Here is a 17,936-nt window from a genome sequence, read left to right on the forward strand (position 1 = left end):
AAGACCTGTCACAGGTCTTTTCAGATTGTTGACAAAGGGCTAGAATAAAAACCATTTTAGCCCTTTGTCAGCTTTTCTTAGCGTTCACATGCGATCCCGTCTTTATCACGGTCGAGTCTTTTATTTTTTTCATAAAGTGCTTTTGATACATATGGCTTGTACTTTGTTTTCCCGCCTTTGTTTCTCGTGTTTTTGCTTTTCGCTACTCCGCCTTTATACACCTTGTTGAGCGCTTTGCAGTTCTTATACTTGCCTGTCTTCGCATCCGCTGTGTGAATGTCCACTTGGGTAAAGCTGAGTAAAAGACCGAAAGATAGAACAGCCCCCATGATTTTTTTCAACATTTTTTAACCCCCTATTTTTTCTATTTTTACATTTCTATCATATTTCACCACTTTTTGTTTTTCAAGATTATATAGGTAAAAATATTATTTTTTGGAATCAAATATATCTTATATCCTATATGGTAAGATAGATGGGAAATACCACCTTTTTTGACACGTATTATAAAGAGAGGAGCTTTTCATATGAAAATGAAATATACCATTTTATATGTAAACGACGTTGAGGCAAGCATTCATTTCTATCAAGATTTACTTGGTTTCCCTATTAAACTAAGGGTTGAATCCTATGTTGAATTTGACACAGGTGAAGTGACTTTATCCATCAATTCACGTCAAGATGTGAGAGAAACACTTGGTTTACCTGTTCGAGAGATCGATACCTCCTCTCAAACGTTTGAAATCGGGTTTGTAGTGGATGATGTTGATCAAACGGTTGCGGCATTAAAGGAAACAGGGGTACAATTGATCAAAGAGCCTATGAAGAAGCCATGGGGACAAACATTGGCTTATGTGTCAGATCCAGATGGACACTTTATCGAAATTTGTGATGCGATTACCTGATTCTATTTATCGTTTAAAGGAGTGTTGAGATGAGAAATAAATATGCGTTTATCGTCGGTACTGGCTCAATGCTTACTGTAAGCATCGTTGCTTTTATTCTGCAACATCAGGAGTGGATTTTCATGATTAGTGGAGGCATATCCATTATCGGCATCTTGATGTCGGGATTGTTACTAGGCGCATTTCTCAATGGACAAGAAACAAGAGCGACATATCATTCTGAAACGAGTGCACACCGTGCGTGGCGGCTGGATACGGCTCTCCTTCTTATCCTCTTTGCTCTACCGCATATAACTGCGGAAATGTTATATATTGTCATTTAAAACTTGATGGAAAGAAGCAGACGATATGCATTTTTGTCATCATGATATTGGATTTCTCAACATATTCGTACTAGCTGGAATTCCAAAAATTCACTTTTTCACTTAAGATATACCTTCAATGTAGGAAAAAGTATGAAAAGCCAAAAAAAAATCCCTTTCGCAAATGGAAAGGGATTTTTTGATTAATGATTCGCCTCTTTGAGAATGGCTTGATAGAGGTCGTCATTTGGCGAGAGCCCACAGACCTCACGTAACACACCTTCAATGCCTTTTTCTTTTTTTAAGGCTTGCAAGCGAACAGCTTCTTCGTCTTCTGAAAAGTCATATGCCAAAGCCGCTGCAATGCCTTTGATTAAATACACAGGATGCTTGATTTTTTTAGCTGGACCGATTAAGCGGTCGTCTGCTCCAAGCTTTCTGAGAGGAGACCGTGCCACGCGGGTCACATCATCTGAAATAAAGGCATTTTCAAAGCGCTTAATGATTTTTTGAATATACGCATCATGCTCTTCTTTTTGAAAACCATAGGCTTCGATTAAATAGCTGCCTGTTTCATGAAGCGCTCCTTCTACGATCTGTCGAATTTCAGGTGTATCGACTGCTTCTTTGATTGTCTTGGCTCCTTGTTGATAGCCTACATATGCAGCAAGCGCATGTCCTGTGTTAACTGTGAACAGCTTGCGTTCAATATACGGCGTCAAGTCTTTCACAAAGGTTGCTCCGTCAATCCGAGGAACTTCACCAATAAAGCCTGTCTCATCAATGACCCATTCAAAAAATGGCTCAACCGATACTTTGAGGATATCTTCGTGATGCTGTATGGGAACAATGCGGTCAACAGCAGCGTTTGGAAAACCAACTGTTCGTGACAGCGCTTCTTGTTCATCTGCTGTTAAATGAGAGAAGACGGCTTCTTTTAAATGAGAGCTGCCTCCAATCATATTTTCACACGCAACAATGTTGATGATATGGTCAGGCTTTTTTTGTTTTAATCCTTTAGCAATAGATGAAGCAATGATCTTCAATACGGCTGGTCCAACAGCTGTTGTAATCAAATCGGCTGTTGCAATGGCCTCTGTTAATGCCGCTGGATTTTGTGCGGAATTGATCGCTGAAACAGGACCCACCACCTCTTTTTCCTGCCCTGGTGCTGCGAGCTCAACTGTGTATTCTCCTCTTTCATTCAGTTCATGGATTACCGCTTCATTTACATCTGTAAACACAAGCTCAAAGCCCGATTTTTTCAATAAAGATCCGATAAATCCTCTGCCAATATTCCCTGCTCCAAAATGAAGTGCCTTCAAATTAGTTCACCTCGTTAAAAATGGCGATTAGTTCATCCTTATCTTTTGCATGAATGATACGTTCTACATTTTCTTCTTCTGAACATACAATCGCAATTTGAGAAAGAATATCGAGGTGTTCGTTGTTTTTTCCAGCGATACCAAATACGACTTTGGCTACATTTCCATCTCCATATTCAACGCCATTTGGAATCTGAATAATTGAAATGCCAGAATGAAGGACTGCGGCTTTGGCATCCTCTGTTCCATGAGGAATCGCAATGCCGTTGCCCATAAATGTAGAAGAGATGTGTTCTCTTTCAAACATTTTGTCGACATAATCGCTTGTCACATAACCGTTTGCCACTAGGACTTCCCCTGCTTTTTTAATGGCTTCTTCTTTTGAATTTACTTGTTCGTTTAGAAAAATATTATCTTTTGAAAGTACTTGTTTCATGAATGATCACACACCTTTTTTAGAATGATAAATCAGGAAAACAACCAAAACGGGGAGTTCAATGAGGAAAAATTGAACTCAACCCGTTTCGTCATGTTATTTTTTCAATTTCTCTATCAGCTCATCGTATTTCGGGCTGTTCAAGAAATTATCAACTGAAATATGAACCGCTCCTGGCAGTTTTGCCTTTGCTCGGTCTGTTAAATCTTTATGTGTAAAGACTACATCGGCATCATCTGGGATGTTGCTGATAGACGTGTTTGTGACATCTATATCAAGCCCTGCCTTTTTGACTTTGTTCTTTAAGATGGAAGCGCCCATTGCACTTGAACCCATCCCCGCATCACAGGCAAAGATGATTTTGTTCACTTCTTCCGCTTTCACATCACTTGGCTCTCCTGCTTGCTCGTTTGCTTCAGCTTCTTTCTTTTGTGCTGTTAAAGCCGCAGTAGCTGCACTTTTCTTCCCTTTCATGTCTTGCATTTTTTCTGTTGCAGCTGTTAAATCCTCTTCTTCCGCTTTTGAAGACTTCAAAATAACAGCAGCGACTAGGAATGATACAGCGGCTGCTACAATCACCCCTGCCAGAACAGCTAGATGACCACCTTTTGGTGACATGACCATTAATGCAATGATACTTCCCGGTGATGGCACAGCCTTTAAACCTGCATTGAGTAACGTAAAGGTCAGAACACCACTTGCTCCACCTGCAATGACAGCCAAAATGAGCTTTGGCTTCATTAAGATGTACGGAAAGTAAATCTCATGAATCCCACCTAAGAATTGAATGATAATGGCACCAGGTGCAGATTGCTTCGCATTCCCTCTACCAAAAAACATATATGCCAGTAGCACTCCTAGACCTGGTCCTGGGTTCGTTTCAAGCAAAAACAGAATTGACTGACCTGTCTTCGCTGCTTGCTCCACACCTAATGGGCTTAAAATTCCTTGATTAATTGCATTGTTTAGGAACAACACCTTGGCAGGTTCAATGAAAATACTTGCTAGCGGAAGCAGATGTGCATTTACAATAACATCCACACCAGCGGCGAGTACTTTATTCAGACCAAGTACCACTGGACCAATTCCGTAGAAAGCAATGACGACAAGGATGGCTCCAAGAATTCCTGCTGTAAAGTTGTTTACAAGCATTTCAAAGCCTGACTTGATTCGATCTTTGAACAGTTGATCAATCTTTTTAATGAGATATCCGCCAAGCGGCCCCATGATCATAGCGCCTAAGAACATTGGAATATCCGAACCGACAATGACCCCAATTGTAGCAGTTGCACCGAGTACTCCGCCTCGGTGATCATACACGAGTTTACCGCCTGTATAACCGATTAATAATGGCAGTAAGTAGTTGATCATTGGTCCAACCAATGTATTTAATTGTTCATTCGGAATGTAGCCACTTGGAATGAACAAAGCTGTAATCAGTCCCCAAGCGATAAATGCACCAATATTCGGCATAATCATACCGCTTAAATAGCTTCCAAAGCGCTGAACTTTTACGCGGAAACCGTTATTATCCTGCATCTGTAAAAACTCCTTTCTTCTTTCCCTTTATTCAGGGCTTTATAAGTCAAAAGATATAAGAACTGTTTCAGTCGAGCCCTTACATCTATCGTAAAGCGCTTCCACTTCCCCTTCAATTGAAACTAAATATCACTTTGTCATTTAGTGTGTGACAAAATTGAAAAATGATGTGAATTCTTCTTATGATATATCAAAAGGCTGATCAGTCGTCTTTTTAAAGCAAAATTCATTGGAATTTCACAACTTTCAAATGTGCACTTCTTGTTTCTCTATACCAAATCGAATAGTCTTATATTGATCAAACCTATCAATTGAAGAAAAGTCTGCGCAGACAACACACAGGAAAAGTGAACCATCTTGCTTGTTGTTCCGTTTACCTTTTAGAGTGGGCGGCACAATAGGAAGAGCGGTTTTTCTGTGACTTCACAGTTTACTGCCGCTTTCTTTCTAATACATGAGAAATTGTCATAGGTAGAAAGGCGGTTATTGACATTGTTGAAATATAGCAAGTGGTTGCTGTTTCTGACGCTTATGCTCACTTTTTTTATACCGAAGGAAGCATTCGCCCATGCATACGTGGTGAGCTCGAATCCAGCGGCAAATGAAGAGCTTCAGAAACAGCCTCCTGTAGTCTCTATCACATTTAGTGAAGGGATCGAAAGCGGTTTTCATGCCATTAAGGTTCTCAATTCAAAAGGTGATCGTGTTGACAATGGAGATACGGTCATTAAAGACCAAAAAATGATGGAAGCTTCATTAAAAAGAGGCTTACCGAAAGGGATTTACACCATTCAGTGGAATGCCGTATCAGCGGATGGACACTCTGTATCAGGGATGATTCCATTTAGTATTGGAAAAGCGGACGGGGGATTTAACCAGTTAGATCAAGGTCCATCCAATGAATCCATTGATGTGGCCTCTACAATTGACAAAGCCTTTCTTTATACGTCGTTTAGTTTATTCTTAGGAACGATCTTGTTTGGACTCTTTTGGTTTCAATCGAAGATTTCAGTCTTATTGGCAAAACGAATGAAATGGATGATGACGTTATCACTGATCATGATGGGCGGAGCACTCGTTTTTCAACTGCCCATTCAAACTAAATCTGCCGCAAATGTGTCCATTTGGAAGGCATTTCAGCCGTCTCTTTTACAAGAAACCATTGCTTCTACTTCTGGCGGGAGCCTATGGATAATGTTGATGGTGTCGTTTGTGCTTCTTACCATATGGAGTATCGTGGCAATGAGGAAAGGGAACTTTACCTCTTTTCGGATATGGCTGTTTCCGCTGCTCGTTTTTGCTCTGTTACTTTGGCTGAAAGCACAAATCGGTCATCCAGCAGCTACAGATAATAAAATATTAACAACGTCACTTGATTTCATCCATCTCGTCTCTGCATCCATTTGGGTCGGCGGATTAACTGCCATTGTGCTGCTTTTAATCAAGAAGCTGCCGAATGAAGATCAGCCGCTCATACGCAGTACACTTTCAGCCTTTCATCCGTGGGCGCTGGTCTCAGTCGGGCTCATTGTGTTTTCAGGATTTGTGAATGCCATTTTTATTTTGCAATCGTTTGATGCGCTTTTCCAATCAGCCTATGGACGCACATTTTTCATCAAGCTTGGTTTATTTATCATCATGGGCCTTCTTGGACTGATCCATTACTTGATGCTGAGATGGGGAAAAGAGAAGAAACGACACGTCTCCTTGCGGGCGGAATGGATCATTGGTATGGCCATTTTGTTCATAACGGCTGTGTTTACCAATATTCCTACTCCTCCTCCGCCTGCACCAGAGCCATTTTTTGGGGCAAATCAAATCGAGCATCATGACATTGTTTCATTGAGCATCACGCCGAATGCACCTGGTAAAAACACGTTTGAAGTTGCATTTACGAAGAAGGACGGACAAACGATCACAGACATTCAATCGGTGACAGCAACCATCCATAAAGTTGCGTTGTTTGGAGAACCTAAACCCAGTGAATTTCAACTGAAACGATTAAAGAATGGACATTTCTCTGCTGAAAATCTCTTATTAAATGAAAAAGGAACTTGGAAAATTGACATCCATGCATTAACAGGTTCCTTTGAAAACATTGATACAACATTTATTAGAAAAAATTAAAAGGAGCTCATATCAAATGAAAAGATACGTAAAAGCTTTATTACCGATGCTTGTCGCTTCATTTTTAATTGCCATTCCTGTCAGTGCACACGTAACCGTCAAGCCTGACACATCTGCTACAAATGCTTGGGAGACCTATACGTTAAAAGTACCATCAGAAAGTGACAGCCCGACAACAAAGGTTGTCGTCACAATGCCTAAAGGTGTTGAATTCCAACAATACGAGCCAGTACCTGGCTGGAAAACGACAACCGAAGAGAAAAACGGCAAGGTCACAAGAGTTACTTGGGAAGCAAAGGGTGATGGTATACTTGCCGGTCAGTTCCAGCAATTTTTATTTGTGGCAAAAAACCCTGATAAAGCTGGTGAAGCAAAATGGGATGCGTACCAATATTATAAAGATGGAACAGTCGTTGAATGGACTGGCGATAAAGATGCTGACAAACCTCATTCCATCACAAACATTGAAGCAACCAATACTGTAACGGATTCACATGGTCAAGAAAAACCAAAAGAAGAACAGGCATCAAAGGAAACAGCGACTTCTTCCTCCTCCCCTCTTGTTCTTGGTCTTTCCATCACAGGCCTTGTCGTGGCACTTATTGCCCTTGGACTCGCTTTAAGAAAGAAATAAATCATGTACCATCAGCTATCGTTTTCCAAAACGATAGCTTTTTATTTTCCCAACCTATCATTTCCAATATAGGATTGAATAGGATGAAGGTGCATGCCATAATAAAAACACGACCATTTAGGAGGATTTAAAATGAACCACCTTGTGATATTTGCTCATCCCCGGCAAAGCTTAAACCAAACCATATTAGACCTTGTTGTCAGCACCCTTTTAAATAATGGTCATCAAGTGACCGTTAGAGATTTATATTCACTCAACTTTCAGCCAGGAATCACCAAAGAAGAAAAGATTGCCATGAAAACAGGTGATATGCCGGAAGCTATTCAATTAGAACAGATGCTCATCAAAGAAGCGGATGTCCTCACATTTATCTTTCCAATATGGTGGACAGGTCTGCCGACCATTTTAAAAGACTACGTAGAACTTGTCTTTTCAGAAGGGTTTGCGTATCGTGTAACAGAGCACGGTATTGAGAGTCTGCTTCATCATAAAAAAGGCGTGATCATTAACACGCATGATGCCCCAAAGAACGTCCATCATACAAACAGTGTCGCCACGAACCTCCATATGACGACTGATACGGAAGTCTTTCAATTTATTGGCGTCGAACCTGTTGAACGCCTTTTATTTGGCAGTATTGATCGAGCATCTGCTGATTACATCCATGAAATTCTCCAAGAGACGAGAGAGACTGTTGATCAACTGTTCCCTCCAGCTGTCTAACATGAAAAAAGACTGCCGAGACATCTCGGGCAGTCTAACAAACCTATTATATTGATTACCCATCTAAACCGATGGATACATATTTTGTTTCTAAATATGGTTCAATGCCTTCAATGCCACCTTCACGACCAATTCCACTCTCCTTCATTCCGCCAAAAGGTGCTTGAACTGCCGATGGACCGCCATCATTCCAGCCGATAATTCCGTAATCGAGATGTTCAGAGATGTAGAGTCCATTCCGGTAATTTTCAGTAAAGAAGTACGCCGCAAGTCCAAAAGGTGTATCGTTGGCAAGCTCAATGGCTTCATCTAATGTGTTAAAAGTCGTAATCGGGGCCACTGGGCCAAATGTTTCCTCATGCATAATGTTCATTGAAGGATTAACCTGCGTGAGAACCGTTGGCTGTACAAAATAATAAGATTTCTCATCATCGTAATTCGTTTCTCCACCAACGATAATTTTCGCTCCTTTATCTACCGCATCTTGAATTTGATCGACAATCTTGTCAAATCCACGCTTGTTAATAATTGGGCCGATGGACGTGCCTTCATCAAAGCCATTTCCAACCTTCAGTTGTTCCACCTCTTTGCTGAATTGCTTTACAAATGCGTCATGAATGTCTTCATGCACAATGATTCGGTTGGCACAGACACATGTCTGACCTGCATTTCGAAATTTGGATGCCACTGCCTGTTTCACAGCCAACTCAAGATTTGCATCCTTGTCTACAATAAGCGGGGCATGACCGCCAAGCTCCATTGATACATGCTTGACCGTACTGGCACTATTTTTTATGAGGTGCTTCCCGACTGGTGTTGAGCCAGTAAATGTGATCTTGCGAATCAACGGACTATCTGTAAACATTTCACCAACTTCTTTCCCATCTCCAATAACCCATTGCAGCGCATCCTCTGGAATACCGGCTTCATGACCTAATTTCACGAGTTCAATCGCTGTCAGCGGTGTGTCTTCAGCAGGTTTGACTATAAAGGTACAGCCTGCTGCAAGTGCGGGCGCTGCTTTTCTCGTGATCATCGCTGCTGGGAAATTCCATGGTGTAATCGCTGCGACAGGACCTACTGGTTGTTTTGTCACGAGAAGACGTTTATTCGTCGTATGAGACGGAATGGTGCGACCGTAGATACGCTTTGCTTCCTCTGCATACCACTCAATATATCCAGCTGCATATATGATTTCCCCTAACGCTTCTTGATACGGCTTCCCATTTTCTTCCGTAATGATTTTCGCAAGCCTTTCTTTATGTTCAATCATGAGATCAAACCATTTGCGAATGATATTTGCACGTTCATGTGCTGATGTTTTACCCCATGTTTTGAACGCATGATGCGAGCGTACAATTGCCTCTTCAATTTGTTCTTTTGTATGCTGGGCAACAGAGGCAATTTCCTCGCCCGTTGCTGGATTATACACTTTGAGTTCGTTTGTCATGCTCTACCTTCTCCTTCGTTCTTGGATTCATTACATATAGTATATACCCAATGAGTAGCCAACCTAAAAGCAAAACCCATTCAGTTGGCTATGTTAAAGAGATGCCGAGATAAAAGCCGATTTCATTTTAAAAGCCCGCTAGACAAACACGAATTCTCTACCTGTCTCTGGAATAGCAGACGAAAGCTCGGCATACGTGGGTCCAATAAAGATAACAAGAATGCATCCTATAATAAAGGCAATGACACTGCCTAAAAATCCTGCTGTTAACATCCAACCTTCCGAAAGTACAACCAACCCCAGCCAAGCATCGCATCCATGGACAAAAACAGTACGTCAGACTGCGACATGGTTTTCGTACAACCATCCCCCTTTGTTGTTTAGAGCACTTTGAAGGCGTCCTCGATAATGCCTAGTCCTTCTTGTAGCAGCTCATCAGTGATGACAAGTGGTGTTAAGAAACGAATAATATTCCCGTTAATCCCTGCCGTTAATAAAAGCAGCCCATGATCATTTGCATATGTTGCAATCGCTGCGGCCTTTTTCTTATCTGGTGTACGTGTTGTGTGATCTTCTACAATTTCAATGGCAGCCATTGCCCCTAATCTACGGACTTCTCCAATGAACGGATAAGCCTTTTTCCATTCATTCGCCTTGTCCTCAATGGCTTGTCCAATATGTTCAGACCGCTCATTTAATTGTTCTGTTTCAATGATATCAAGAACTGCAAGTGCCGCGACACATCCTAACGGGCTTCCTGCATATGTTCCCCCTAATTCTCCCGGAGCTGCTGCATCAAGCAATTCCTTTCTACCAATGACTCCGCTTAACGGTAAACCTGCTGCAAGAGATTTAGAAACCGTGATTAAATCTGGAACAACATCAAAGTGCTCAATCGCAAAATATTTTCCTGTTCTTGCAAAGCCTGTCTGAATTTCATCAGCGACAAATATGATCCCATGCTGTTGACAGAAAGATGCCACATGCTGAACAAATCGCTTGGATGGAACAATGAACCCGCCCTCCCCTTGGACTGGTTCCATGACCACACAAGCAACCGTTTCAGGTGCAACCGTAGCGATAAAGAATTGATTGAATTGATCAATGATGTAATCGTCATACGCTTCATCACTTAATCCTTCAGGCTTTTGATAATAATAAGGGTAAGGTGCTTGATAGACTTCTGATGCGAATGGTCCAAAGCCAAACTTATAAGGCTTGACTTTACTCGTCATACTCATTGTCATGTTTGTTCTCCCATGGAAGCCTCGTGTAAAAGAAACAACCGCTTGCCTCTTTGTATATTTACGTGCAATTTTCACAGCATTTTCAACGGCTTCTGCCCCTGAATTTAAGAAAATCGCTTTCTTTTCATGGTCTCCTGGCGTCAAGTGGCACAGCTTTTCCGCCAGTTCGATATAAGATTCGTACATCATGACGTTAAACCCTGGGTGAATCAGATTGTCTGCCTGTGCCTTGACTGCTTCCACAACCTTTGGATGTGAATGTCCTACATTTAGTGTACCAATGGCACCTGCAAAATCAATAAATCGATTCCCATCAATATCGAAAAGCTCGGCTCCCTTTCCTTTCGCTGCAAGATGACGGTTGCCATTGCTTACGCCTCTTGCGATGTATTGGTCTCTTTTTTCCTGCCATTCCTCTGTTGAAAAACGGTTTGTTGTCGTTTGACTCATTGTCATCCATCCCCTTTATGTGTTTCTTATTATTCTGAATATTTTTTGGTATGATAGAAAGTACCAATATCAATTATTTGATGGTACCAGAGAGGATGGATGAACACATGCTGACGATTCAGCTAGATCAAACAAGGGAAAACGGATTTATTTATCATCAGATTTATACGAAGATTAAGGACGAAATCTTAAATCGAAATCTGCTGCCACATGATCAATTACCTTCTAAACGAGAATTAGCGAATTCTTTAAAGGTCAGTGTGAATTCTGTCAATGGCGCCTATCAGCAATTGTTAGCAGAGGGATATTTATATTCTGTTGAGAGGAAAGGTTTTTTTGTAGAATCAATTGAAACGTTTCATGAATCGGACCAGTTGAAGCCTTCCTCCCTTCCAGAAGACTTAAAGGAAGAGCCCCTTTCACGAGACGACTGGTATTCTTTTTCACACATCTCTGTTGATACGGCAAACTTTCCTTTTAAAAGCTGGCTGAAATGTGAGCAAAAGGCGATCAGCCTTCATCAAGAAGCATTTAGTGAACTTCCGCATCCGCAAGGGGTTTATGAATTAAGGGAAACCATTGCCCGATTGATCGGACTTGCTAGAGGGGTCAAATGCTATCCCGAACAGCTCATTTTAAGCGCAGGCACACAATCGCTCATTCATTCGTTATCTAGCATTCTTCCAACTGACAAAGTATACGGGTTAGAAAACCCCGGTTATCGCCGGCTATATCAAATGCTGAAAAACAATCATTACCGAATTGAAACGATCGGAATTGATCAGAAAGGTGTGCGCATGAACGACATTCACAGAAAACGACCGAATGTGTTGATCATCACACCCTCCCATCAGTTCCCAACAGGAGTGATCATGCCGATCTCACGGAGAATCCAGCTATTAAACTGGGCGGCTGATCAGCCAGATCGATATATCATTGAAGATGATTATGACAGTGAATTTAAATATGGGACAGACAGCATTCCGGCTCTGCAAAGTCTTGACCGGTACGACAAAGTCATTTATATGGGAACCTTCTCAAAATCACTGCTTCCTGGCTTGCGCCTCAGCTATATGGTGCTGCCACAGCACTTATTAAGACAATATAAAGAGAAGCAACATTTCTTGATCCAAACAGCCAATTTATTTACCCAATATACGCTTCTTTACTTTATCAAAGACGGCGCATATCAGCGGCATATTAAAAGAATGAATGGATTATATGAGGAAAAGCGGAAGCAACTCATTGGAGAGCTGGAAACAGTCTTTGCCAGAGACGTGCGGATTATTGGTGAAAATGCCGGACTTCATTTTGTCGCTGAATTTCGCTCAGACCGAACCCAGCATGAGATCTTGCAGCGTGCCAAACAAAGAAAGTTGAAAATGTACGGAATGGCTCGTTTTGCCTTGAGTGAAGACATGCCTGGTCATAAAGAAGGCTTTGTTCCACTTGTTCTTGGCTTCTCTCATATGCGACCGGAAGACATTCAGCCAGCAGTGAAGCGGCTGTATAATGCGATTTATGGGGAATAAAAAAGGAGATACGATTTAAGGAAACAGCAACAAGTCATTTCCAAGATGGCACGGCATCTGCCTTGAAAAAAGGGACTTTTCAGTAAATGAAATGGTCAAATCAAAAAGGATAAGTCAATGACAAAGCGCTAAAATGCCATTTAACTCCTGTCAAACAGCCAGGGGTTTTTTCGTTCGTTTTTCTTGAAAAGAGCCTTTTGTTTTGTTATGATTTCAAAAGTGACCACTCGGTTTCCTTTGTGACCATTCGGTTTTATACATTTGGAAAGGACTTGAAATCATGAACGAAAAGCAAGAAGAAATTCTGCGGGTTTCCAAAAAGCTATTTTCACAAAAAGGCTATATGAGCGTGTCAATGCAGTCGATTGCAGATGCCTGCAAAATGTCAAAAGCGTCGATCTACAAACTATTTGATTCAAAAGAAGCTCTCCTACTTGAACTCATTAAATTTAATCAGCAGAAAATGCGAGAAATCTCTAAAATGATTCATTCAGAATCGACACTCTCCAAGAAGGAAAAATTCACAAAAAAAATCAAGTTGGAGCTTGAGGAATTTAAAGAGAATCATAAATTTTTGAACATGCTGTCATTTGAAGCATTTTCTCAGCATTCACCCATTGTTAAGAAGCATTTGCGTGAGACGCGGTCCATTATTATGCAGCGTCATCGTGACATCATTTTAAGTACGTACGGTCAGTCTGTCGCACCATATGTGTGGGACCTTGTCATTGTCTTAAATGGATTAATGAGAGAGATGATTCTCATGCTTGCCATTGAACAGAAGAACATCCGTTTAGAAAATGTAGCAGAGATGATCATCGGCGTCATGGATCAGGTGTCAAAACAACCCTGCTCAAAAAAGCCTGTATTGACAGACGAGTTGATGGAATCATACCTGCTTTCAGCCACAGATGACTTGAGCGAAGAGAATCTTGCAACGACGTACTTAGCTAAAATCGAACAGCAACTACACGCAATTTCACATAGCATGGAAAAAGATGACCTTATGTCTGCTTTCAACTTGTTAAAACAAGAATTGGCAGAGGAACAACCGAGAACCTTTTTAATCAGCTCATTGCTTGATTACTTAGGTAAAAATAGCGTTTTAACTCAAGACGTGTCACAGCTGAAAAGCATCATTTTATAGATAAAGAAGGGATTACATTGAACCAATCAACCACACATACATCGTATAATCGGCCTGTGATTGTTGGAATTTTCCTTGTTGGAGCATTCGTAGCGATTTTGAACCAAACGCTTTTAATTCCAGCAATTCCACATATCATGGAAGAATTTCATATTGATGTCAACAAAGGCCAATGGCTAACAACAGCCTTTATGTTGACAAATGGGATTCTCATCCCGATTACTGCCTTTTTAATTGAGAAGTTTTCGAGCCGCACCCTTGTCTTAACGGCTCTTAGCATTTTTACAGCAGGAACTATTCTTGCTTCGTTTGCAACGAATTTCCCCGTGTTGCTTGCCGCACGTATCGTGCAAGCAGCTGGAGCAGGCATTTTACTGCCACTGATGCAAACCATCTTTTTAACGATCTTCCCGAAAGAGAAACGCGGACAAGCGATGGGAATGGTCGGACTTGTCATTTCATTCGCACCGGCGATTGGACCAACACTTGCCGGCTGGATCGTGGATACTTTTACTTGGAAATACCTATTCTATATTGTCCTGCCAATCGGTATCATTGACCTCATTCTTGCTTTCTTCTTAATGAAAAACGTCACACAGCAAAGAGAAACACGTATTGATGTCTTATCAATCACTCTGTCATCCTTCGGGTTCGGCGGTTTACTGTACGGATTTTCTAGTGTCGGGTCATACGGATGGACGAGTGCGACTGTACTCATTTCGATTATTGTTGGAGCCGTTAGCTTGTTCTTCTTTATCCTTCGACAATCGAATTTGAAAAGACCGATGCTTGAGTTTGGTGTATTTAAGTTTGCGATCTTTAGCTTAACCACCTTCCTCGGTATGCTTGTCTTTGCTTTATTGATTGGGACTGAGACAATCCTGCCGCTCTATACACAAAATGTCAGAGGACTGTCAGCGCTCGATACGGGTCTTATCTTATTGCCAGGCGCTTTATTTATGGGCTTTCTCTCACCAATTATCGGGCGGATTTTTGATAAAGTCGGTGGAAAAGGGCTGGCATTAGGCGGATTTGCAATATTAACAGTGACCTCCTTACCGTTTATGATGCTGAGCCTTGATTCGTCTATCACACTGATTACGATTGCTTATACCATTCGTTTAATCGGGGTAGGGATGATTATGATGCCACTAACAACAGCCGGCATTAACTCTTTACCTCCTCATCTCATCCCGCATGGGACAGCAATGAATAACACGATGAGACAGATCGGCGGTTCGATTGGAACAGCCTTGCTTGTCTCGGTTATGAGCAGCTCTGCTGCAAATGCAGAACTAGCCAATCCGTTGAAATCAGCCGTACATGGCATGAATACGGCATTCTTTGTCGCTGGTCTCATTGCTATAATTGGGCTGATCATGTCTCTTTTCTTAAAAGAAAAACGCGAGAATAAACTGATGAAACAGGACCTTTCCTCCTCATCATCTTCTTAAATTGAAAAAGAGTTTGTCATGTGAAGTGCACCCCAAATGTTAGATACAGTCTACCATTTGGTGGTGCTTTTCTTTTGGCTAAATTTACAAGTGAGAGCGACAACGAAAGTTTCGCAGATTTGAAGAACATCAAAGCAAACGTCCTCTCTAAAAATACATTTGTTCTTTCCATAAAGAAAAAACTTGATAATTCTGAGAAAAGAGTTGATAATAGTAACAATTCAATTTGTGAGAAAATTTTTACTATAGGAGATGTATGCATTGAAGGTCGTTAAATTTGGTGGCAGTTCCCTTGCATCTGGCAAGCAACTGCAAAAGGTATTTGACATTGTTACAGCAGATCCATCTCGAAAAGCAGTCGTTGTTTCCGCACCAGGAAAACGGCATTCAAACGATACCAAAGTCACCGACCTATTAATTAGCTGCGGTGAACAATATTTACGATTAGGTGAAGCAAATGATTTAAAGGAAGCCGTGATTGAAAGATACGCATCCATTGCTGATGAACTAGGTTTAGGTCATGACATTATTGACACCATCCGGCACGACCTAGACACATTATTACAGGCTGACTCGACTCATTCTGATCGTTACCTTGATGCGATTAAAGCAAGCGGTGAAGATAATAACGCAAAGCTGATTGCTGCTTATTTCCGCCATCAAGGGGTCGAAGCGCACTATGTCAATCCGAAAGAAGCTGGTTTATTTGTCAGTGACGATCCTGGTCATGCGCAAGTATTACCAGAATCATATGATCATTTATACAAATTAAGAGAACGCTCCGGCATCATAGTGTTCCCTGGATTTTTTGGCTTTAGTCTCACTGGTGATATCGTCACATTTTCTCGAAGCGGTTCAGATATCACAGGATCGATTTTGGCGAATGGTTTGAAGGCAGATGTGTATGAAAACTTCACAGATGTTGATGCAGTCTATGCCGTCAATCCAACGATCGTTCACCAGCCAAAGGAAATCACAGAACTCACGTATAGGGAAATGCGGGAGCTGTCATATGCTGGTTTCTCTGTATTCCATGATGAAGCACTTATTCCAGCCTATCGAGCAGGTATTCCTGTTCAGATTAAAAACACAAATAACCCATCGGCTAAAGGGACAAAAATTGTAAATCAAAGGAATCATACAAATGGACCAGTTGTCGGCATCGCATCAGACAATGGATTTTGTAGCATTTATATCAGTAAATATTTAATGAACCGAGAAGTTGGTTTTGGACGTAAGGTGCTGCAAACATTAGAAGCGTATAATCTTACCTACGAGCATGCACCTTCTGGAATTGATGATATGACCATTATTTTAAGGCAGGATCAACTAGAAGAGCAGCACATTGAACAAGAGCTCCTCGACCGCCTGAAAATGGTGCTTGATGCAGACGAGGTTGTCTTAGAGCGAGATCTCTCCCTAATTATGGTGGTGGGAGAAGCCATGCGGCATAACGTTGGTACGACTGCAAGAGCTGCCAAGGCTTTGTCAAAAGCCAAGGTGAATATTGAAATGATCAACCAAGGCTCTTCAGAAGTCAGCATGATGTTCGGCGTCAAAGCAGCTCAAGAAAAAGAAGCCGTCAAGGCTTTGTATGAGGAATTTTTCTCAATGGCCACCGTGCCTGTCTCACTTTAACATTCAGACTGCCTAATCCAAGAACGGCAGTCTTTTTTTACAAAAATACCCTTTGGTTTATTCGTGCATGAAAAGTATATCTATTGATCGTCTGTTTTTGTATGATAGAAACAAATCAACTATTGTTCCGATTCTACGTTCGGATGTACAAGGAGCCCTAAAACAATGTCCCATCAACAACTATTGAAACAGTTTCGTAATTTTGATGACGCTTCTACGAGTATTTTAAACATGATGAGGAAATTCATTGATGTGAATACACTGTTTATTGCGAAAAATGATCAGAACATCAATCAGATTGTGAAGGTGTTACATCATGAGGAACAGCTACTTGAAGAAGGAGAAGAGCTTCCTTTTGAGGTAACATTTTGCAAGCTAGCGGTTGATCACCAGAATACACTCGTGATCCCAGATATTCGATTGGACGAGCGGTCTAAATACTTAGAGGTCACGAAACGGCTCCGAGGGGGCTCCTTTATTGGGGTTCCCATTCATTTTGGAGATGGCTCGAATTACGGTACGCTTTGCGGGCTTGATTTAAGACCACAGCAATTTACAGAAGAGCATATTCATATGTTTGACACGATGGCTTCTGTATTAAGTTACGTACTGGAGCTTGACCGTGCAAACCGTCAAATTCAGCATTTATCTGTACCAATCGTTCCTGTTGTTGACGGTGTGGCTGTTCTCCCGCTTCTTGGTGATATTGAAGAGACACGGGCCCAGCTTATTTTAGAGACCATTTTGCAGGAAAGCTACAGGCTATCGCTCTCTCATTTGGTCATTGATGTATCTGGTACGAAACGGCTAAATGAACAAAGCATTCAATACTTAGTAAACTATGCCCAAACTTTGAAGCTTTTGGGCATGACGGCTGTTTTAACAGGTATTAAACAGGACCTTGCTTTAAGTGCGCTTCAATCTAATATTTCATTTAAAGATATTCCGATTCACAAAGACTTGCCGCAAGCACTTGCTCATATCGGCTTAACGTTTACCAAAAACTGAAGCGGCACTCCATAGAATC

The 17,936-nt window shown here is 41.4% G+C and carries 16 protein-coding genes and 1 pseudogene; 10 read left to right on the forward strand and 7 right to left on the reverse strand.

From position 1 onward, the window contains the following. Nucleotides 1-77: 77 nt before the first annotated feature. Nucleotides 78-344 (reverse strand): excalibur calcium-binding domain-containing protein, encoded by a 267-nt coding sequence (locus ACIQCE_RS13390; RefSeq protein ID WP_400495421.1) that lies wholly within the window; start codon nucleotides 342-344, stop codon nucleotides 78-80. 183 nt (nucleotides 345-527) lie between these two features. Between ACIQCE_RS13390 and ACIQCE_RS13395 the strand changes: the two genes are divergently transcribed. Next, complete coding sequence (locus ACIQCE_RS13395; protein ID WP_400495422.1) at nucleotides 528-905, forward strand: VOC family protein; 378 nt, start codon at nucleotides 528-530, stop codon at nucleotides 903-905. A 29-nt stretch (nucleotides 906-934) separates the two neighbouring features. Then, nucleotides 935-1,228 carry a DUF5316 family protein gene (locus tag ACIQCE_RS13400; protein WP_400495423.1) on the forward strand — a complete coding sequence of 98 codons (294 nt, stop codon included), beginning with the start codon at nucleotides 935-937 and terminating at the stop codon, nucleotides 1,226-1,228. A 182-nt stretch (nucleotides 1,229-1,410) separates the two neighbouring features. Here the strand turns inward: ACIQCE_RS13400 and ACIQCE_RS13405 are convergent, their stop codons facing one another. The 3 genes from ACIQCE_RS13405 to ACIQCE_RS13415 form a co-directional block, all read right to left on the reverse strand. Continuing rightward, nucleotides 1,411-2,532, reverse strand: a complete 1,122-nt coding sequence (locus tag ACIQCE_RS13405; protein WP_400495424.1) for a mannitol-1-phosphate 5-dehydrogenase — start codon at nucleotides 2,530-2,532, stop codon at nucleotides 1,411-1,413. 1 nt (nucleotide 2,533) lies between these two features. Then, nucleotides 2,534-2,968, reverse strand: a complete 435-nt coding sequence (locus tag ACIQCE_RS13410; RefSeq protein WP_400495425.1) for a PTS mannitol transporter subunit IIA — start codon at nucleotides 2,966-2,968, stop codon at nucleotides 2,534-2,536. A gap of 96 nt (nucleotides 2,969-3,064) precedes the next feature. Further along, complete coding sequence (locus tag ACIQCE_RS13415) at nucleotides 3,065-4,507, reverse strand: PTS mannitol transporter subunit IIBC (RefSeq protein ID WP_400495427.1); 1,443 nt, start codon at nucleotides 4,505-4,507, stop codon at nucleotides 3,065-3,067. 492 nt (nucleotides 4,508-4,999) lie between these two features. On the opposite strand from ACIQCE_RS13415, the gene ACIQCE_RS13420 reads away from it, so the two are divergent. The 3 genes from ACIQCE_RS13420 to ACIQCE_RS13430 all read left to right on the forward strand — a co-directional run bounded on the left by ACIQCE_RS13420 (nucleotide 5,000) and on the right by ACIQCE_RS13430 (nucleotide 7,991). Then, on the forward strand, nucleotides 5,000-6,634 hold the full coding sequence (locus tag ACIQCE_RS13420; RefSeq protein WP_400495428.1) for a copper resistance CopC/CopD family protein: 1,635 nt from the start codon (nucleotides 5,000-5,002) through the stop codon (nucleotides 6,632-6,634). A 16-nt stretch (nucleotides 6,635-6,650) separates the two neighbouring features. Continuing rightward, nucleotides 6,651-7,268, forward strand: coding sequence for a YcnI family copper-binding membrane protein (locus ACIQCE_RS13425; RefSeq protein ID WP_400495429.1), 618 nt, complete (start codon nucleotides 6,651-6,653; stop codon nucleotides 7,266-7,268). Nucleotides 7,269-7,400: 132 nt separating this feature from the next. Further along, a complete protein-coding gene (locus ACIQCE_RS13430) occupies nucleotides 7,401-7,991 on the forward strand; it encodes an NAD(P)H-dependent oxidoreductase (protein ID WP_400495430.1) in 591 nt (196 codons plus the stop codon). Nucleotides 7,992-8,046: 55 nt separating this feature from the next. Here the strand turns inward: ACIQCE_RS13430 and ACIQCE_RS13435 are convergent, their stop codons facing one another. From ACIQCE_RS13435 to gabT, 3 genes and pseudogenes are all read right to left on the reverse strand, one after another. Next, nucleotides 8,047-9,441, reverse strand: a complete 1,395-nt coding sequence (locus ACIQCE_RS13435; protein WP_400495431.1) for an NAD-dependent succinate-semialdehyde dehydrogenase — start codon at nucleotides 9,439-9,441, stop codon at nucleotides 8,047-8,049. A 141-nt stretch (nucleotides 9,442-9,582) separates the two neighbouring features. Beyond that, a pseudogene (locus ACIQCE_RS13440) lies at nucleotides 9,583-9,791 on the reverse strand (amino acid permease); the annotation flags it as partial. A gap of 30 nt (nucleotides 9,792-9,821) precedes the next feature. After that, nucleotides 9,822-11,138 (reverse strand): 4-aminobutyrate--2-oxoglutarate transaminase, encoded by a 1,317-nt coding sequence (gene gabT / locus ACIQCE_RS13445; protein ID WP_400495432.1) that lies wholly within the window; start codon nucleotides 11,136-11,138, stop codon nucleotides 9,822-9,824. 107 nt (nucleotides 11,139-11,245) lie between these two features. Between gabT and gabR the strand changes: the two genes are divergently transcribed. From gabR to ACIQCE_RS13470, 5 genes are all read left to right on the forward strand, one after another. Further along, nucleotides 11,246-12,670, forward strand: a complete 1,425-nt coding sequence (gene gabR, locus ACIQCE_RS13450) for a MocR-like transcriptional regulator GabR (RefSeq protein ID WP_400495434.1) — start codon at nucleotides 11,246-11,248, stop codon at nucleotides 12,668-12,670. A gap of 280 nt (nucleotides 12,671-12,950) precedes the next feature. Next, the gene (locus tag ACIQCE_RS13455) at nucleotides 12,951-13,817 is read left to right on the forward strand and encodes a TetR/AcrR family transcriptional regulator (protein WP_400495435.1); all 867 of its coding nucleotides are present in this window, start codon (nucleotides 12,951-12,953) and stop codon (nucleotides 13,815-13,817) included. 17 nt (nucleotides 13,818-13,834) lie between these two features. Further along, complete coding sequence (locus ACIQCE_RS13460) at nucleotides 13,835-15,271, forward strand: MDR family MFS transporter (RefSeq protein ID WP_400495436.1); 1,437 nt, start codon at nucleotides 13,835-13,837, stop codon at nucleotides 15,269-15,271. A 261-nt stretch (nucleotides 15,272-15,532) separates the two neighbouring features. Further along, complete coding sequence (locus ACIQCE_RS13465; RefSeq protein WP_400495437.1) at nucleotides 15,533-16,909, forward strand: aspartate kinase; 1,377 nt, start codon at nucleotides 15,533-15,535, stop codon at nucleotides 16,907-16,909. 165 nt (nucleotides 16,910-17,074) lie between these two features. Next, entirely contained in the window at nucleotides 17,075-17,917 is an 843-nt protein-coding gene (locus ACIQCE_RS13470) for a GAF domain-containing protein (RefSeq protein WP_400495438.1), read from the forward strand. Nucleotides 17,918-17,936 lie beyond the last annotated feature (19 nt).

This window comes from Bacillus sp. NPDC093026 (genome assembly GCF_044754665.1).
GTDB lineage: Bacteria > Bacillota > Bacilli > Bacillales > Bacillaceae > Bacillus > Bacillus maqinnsis.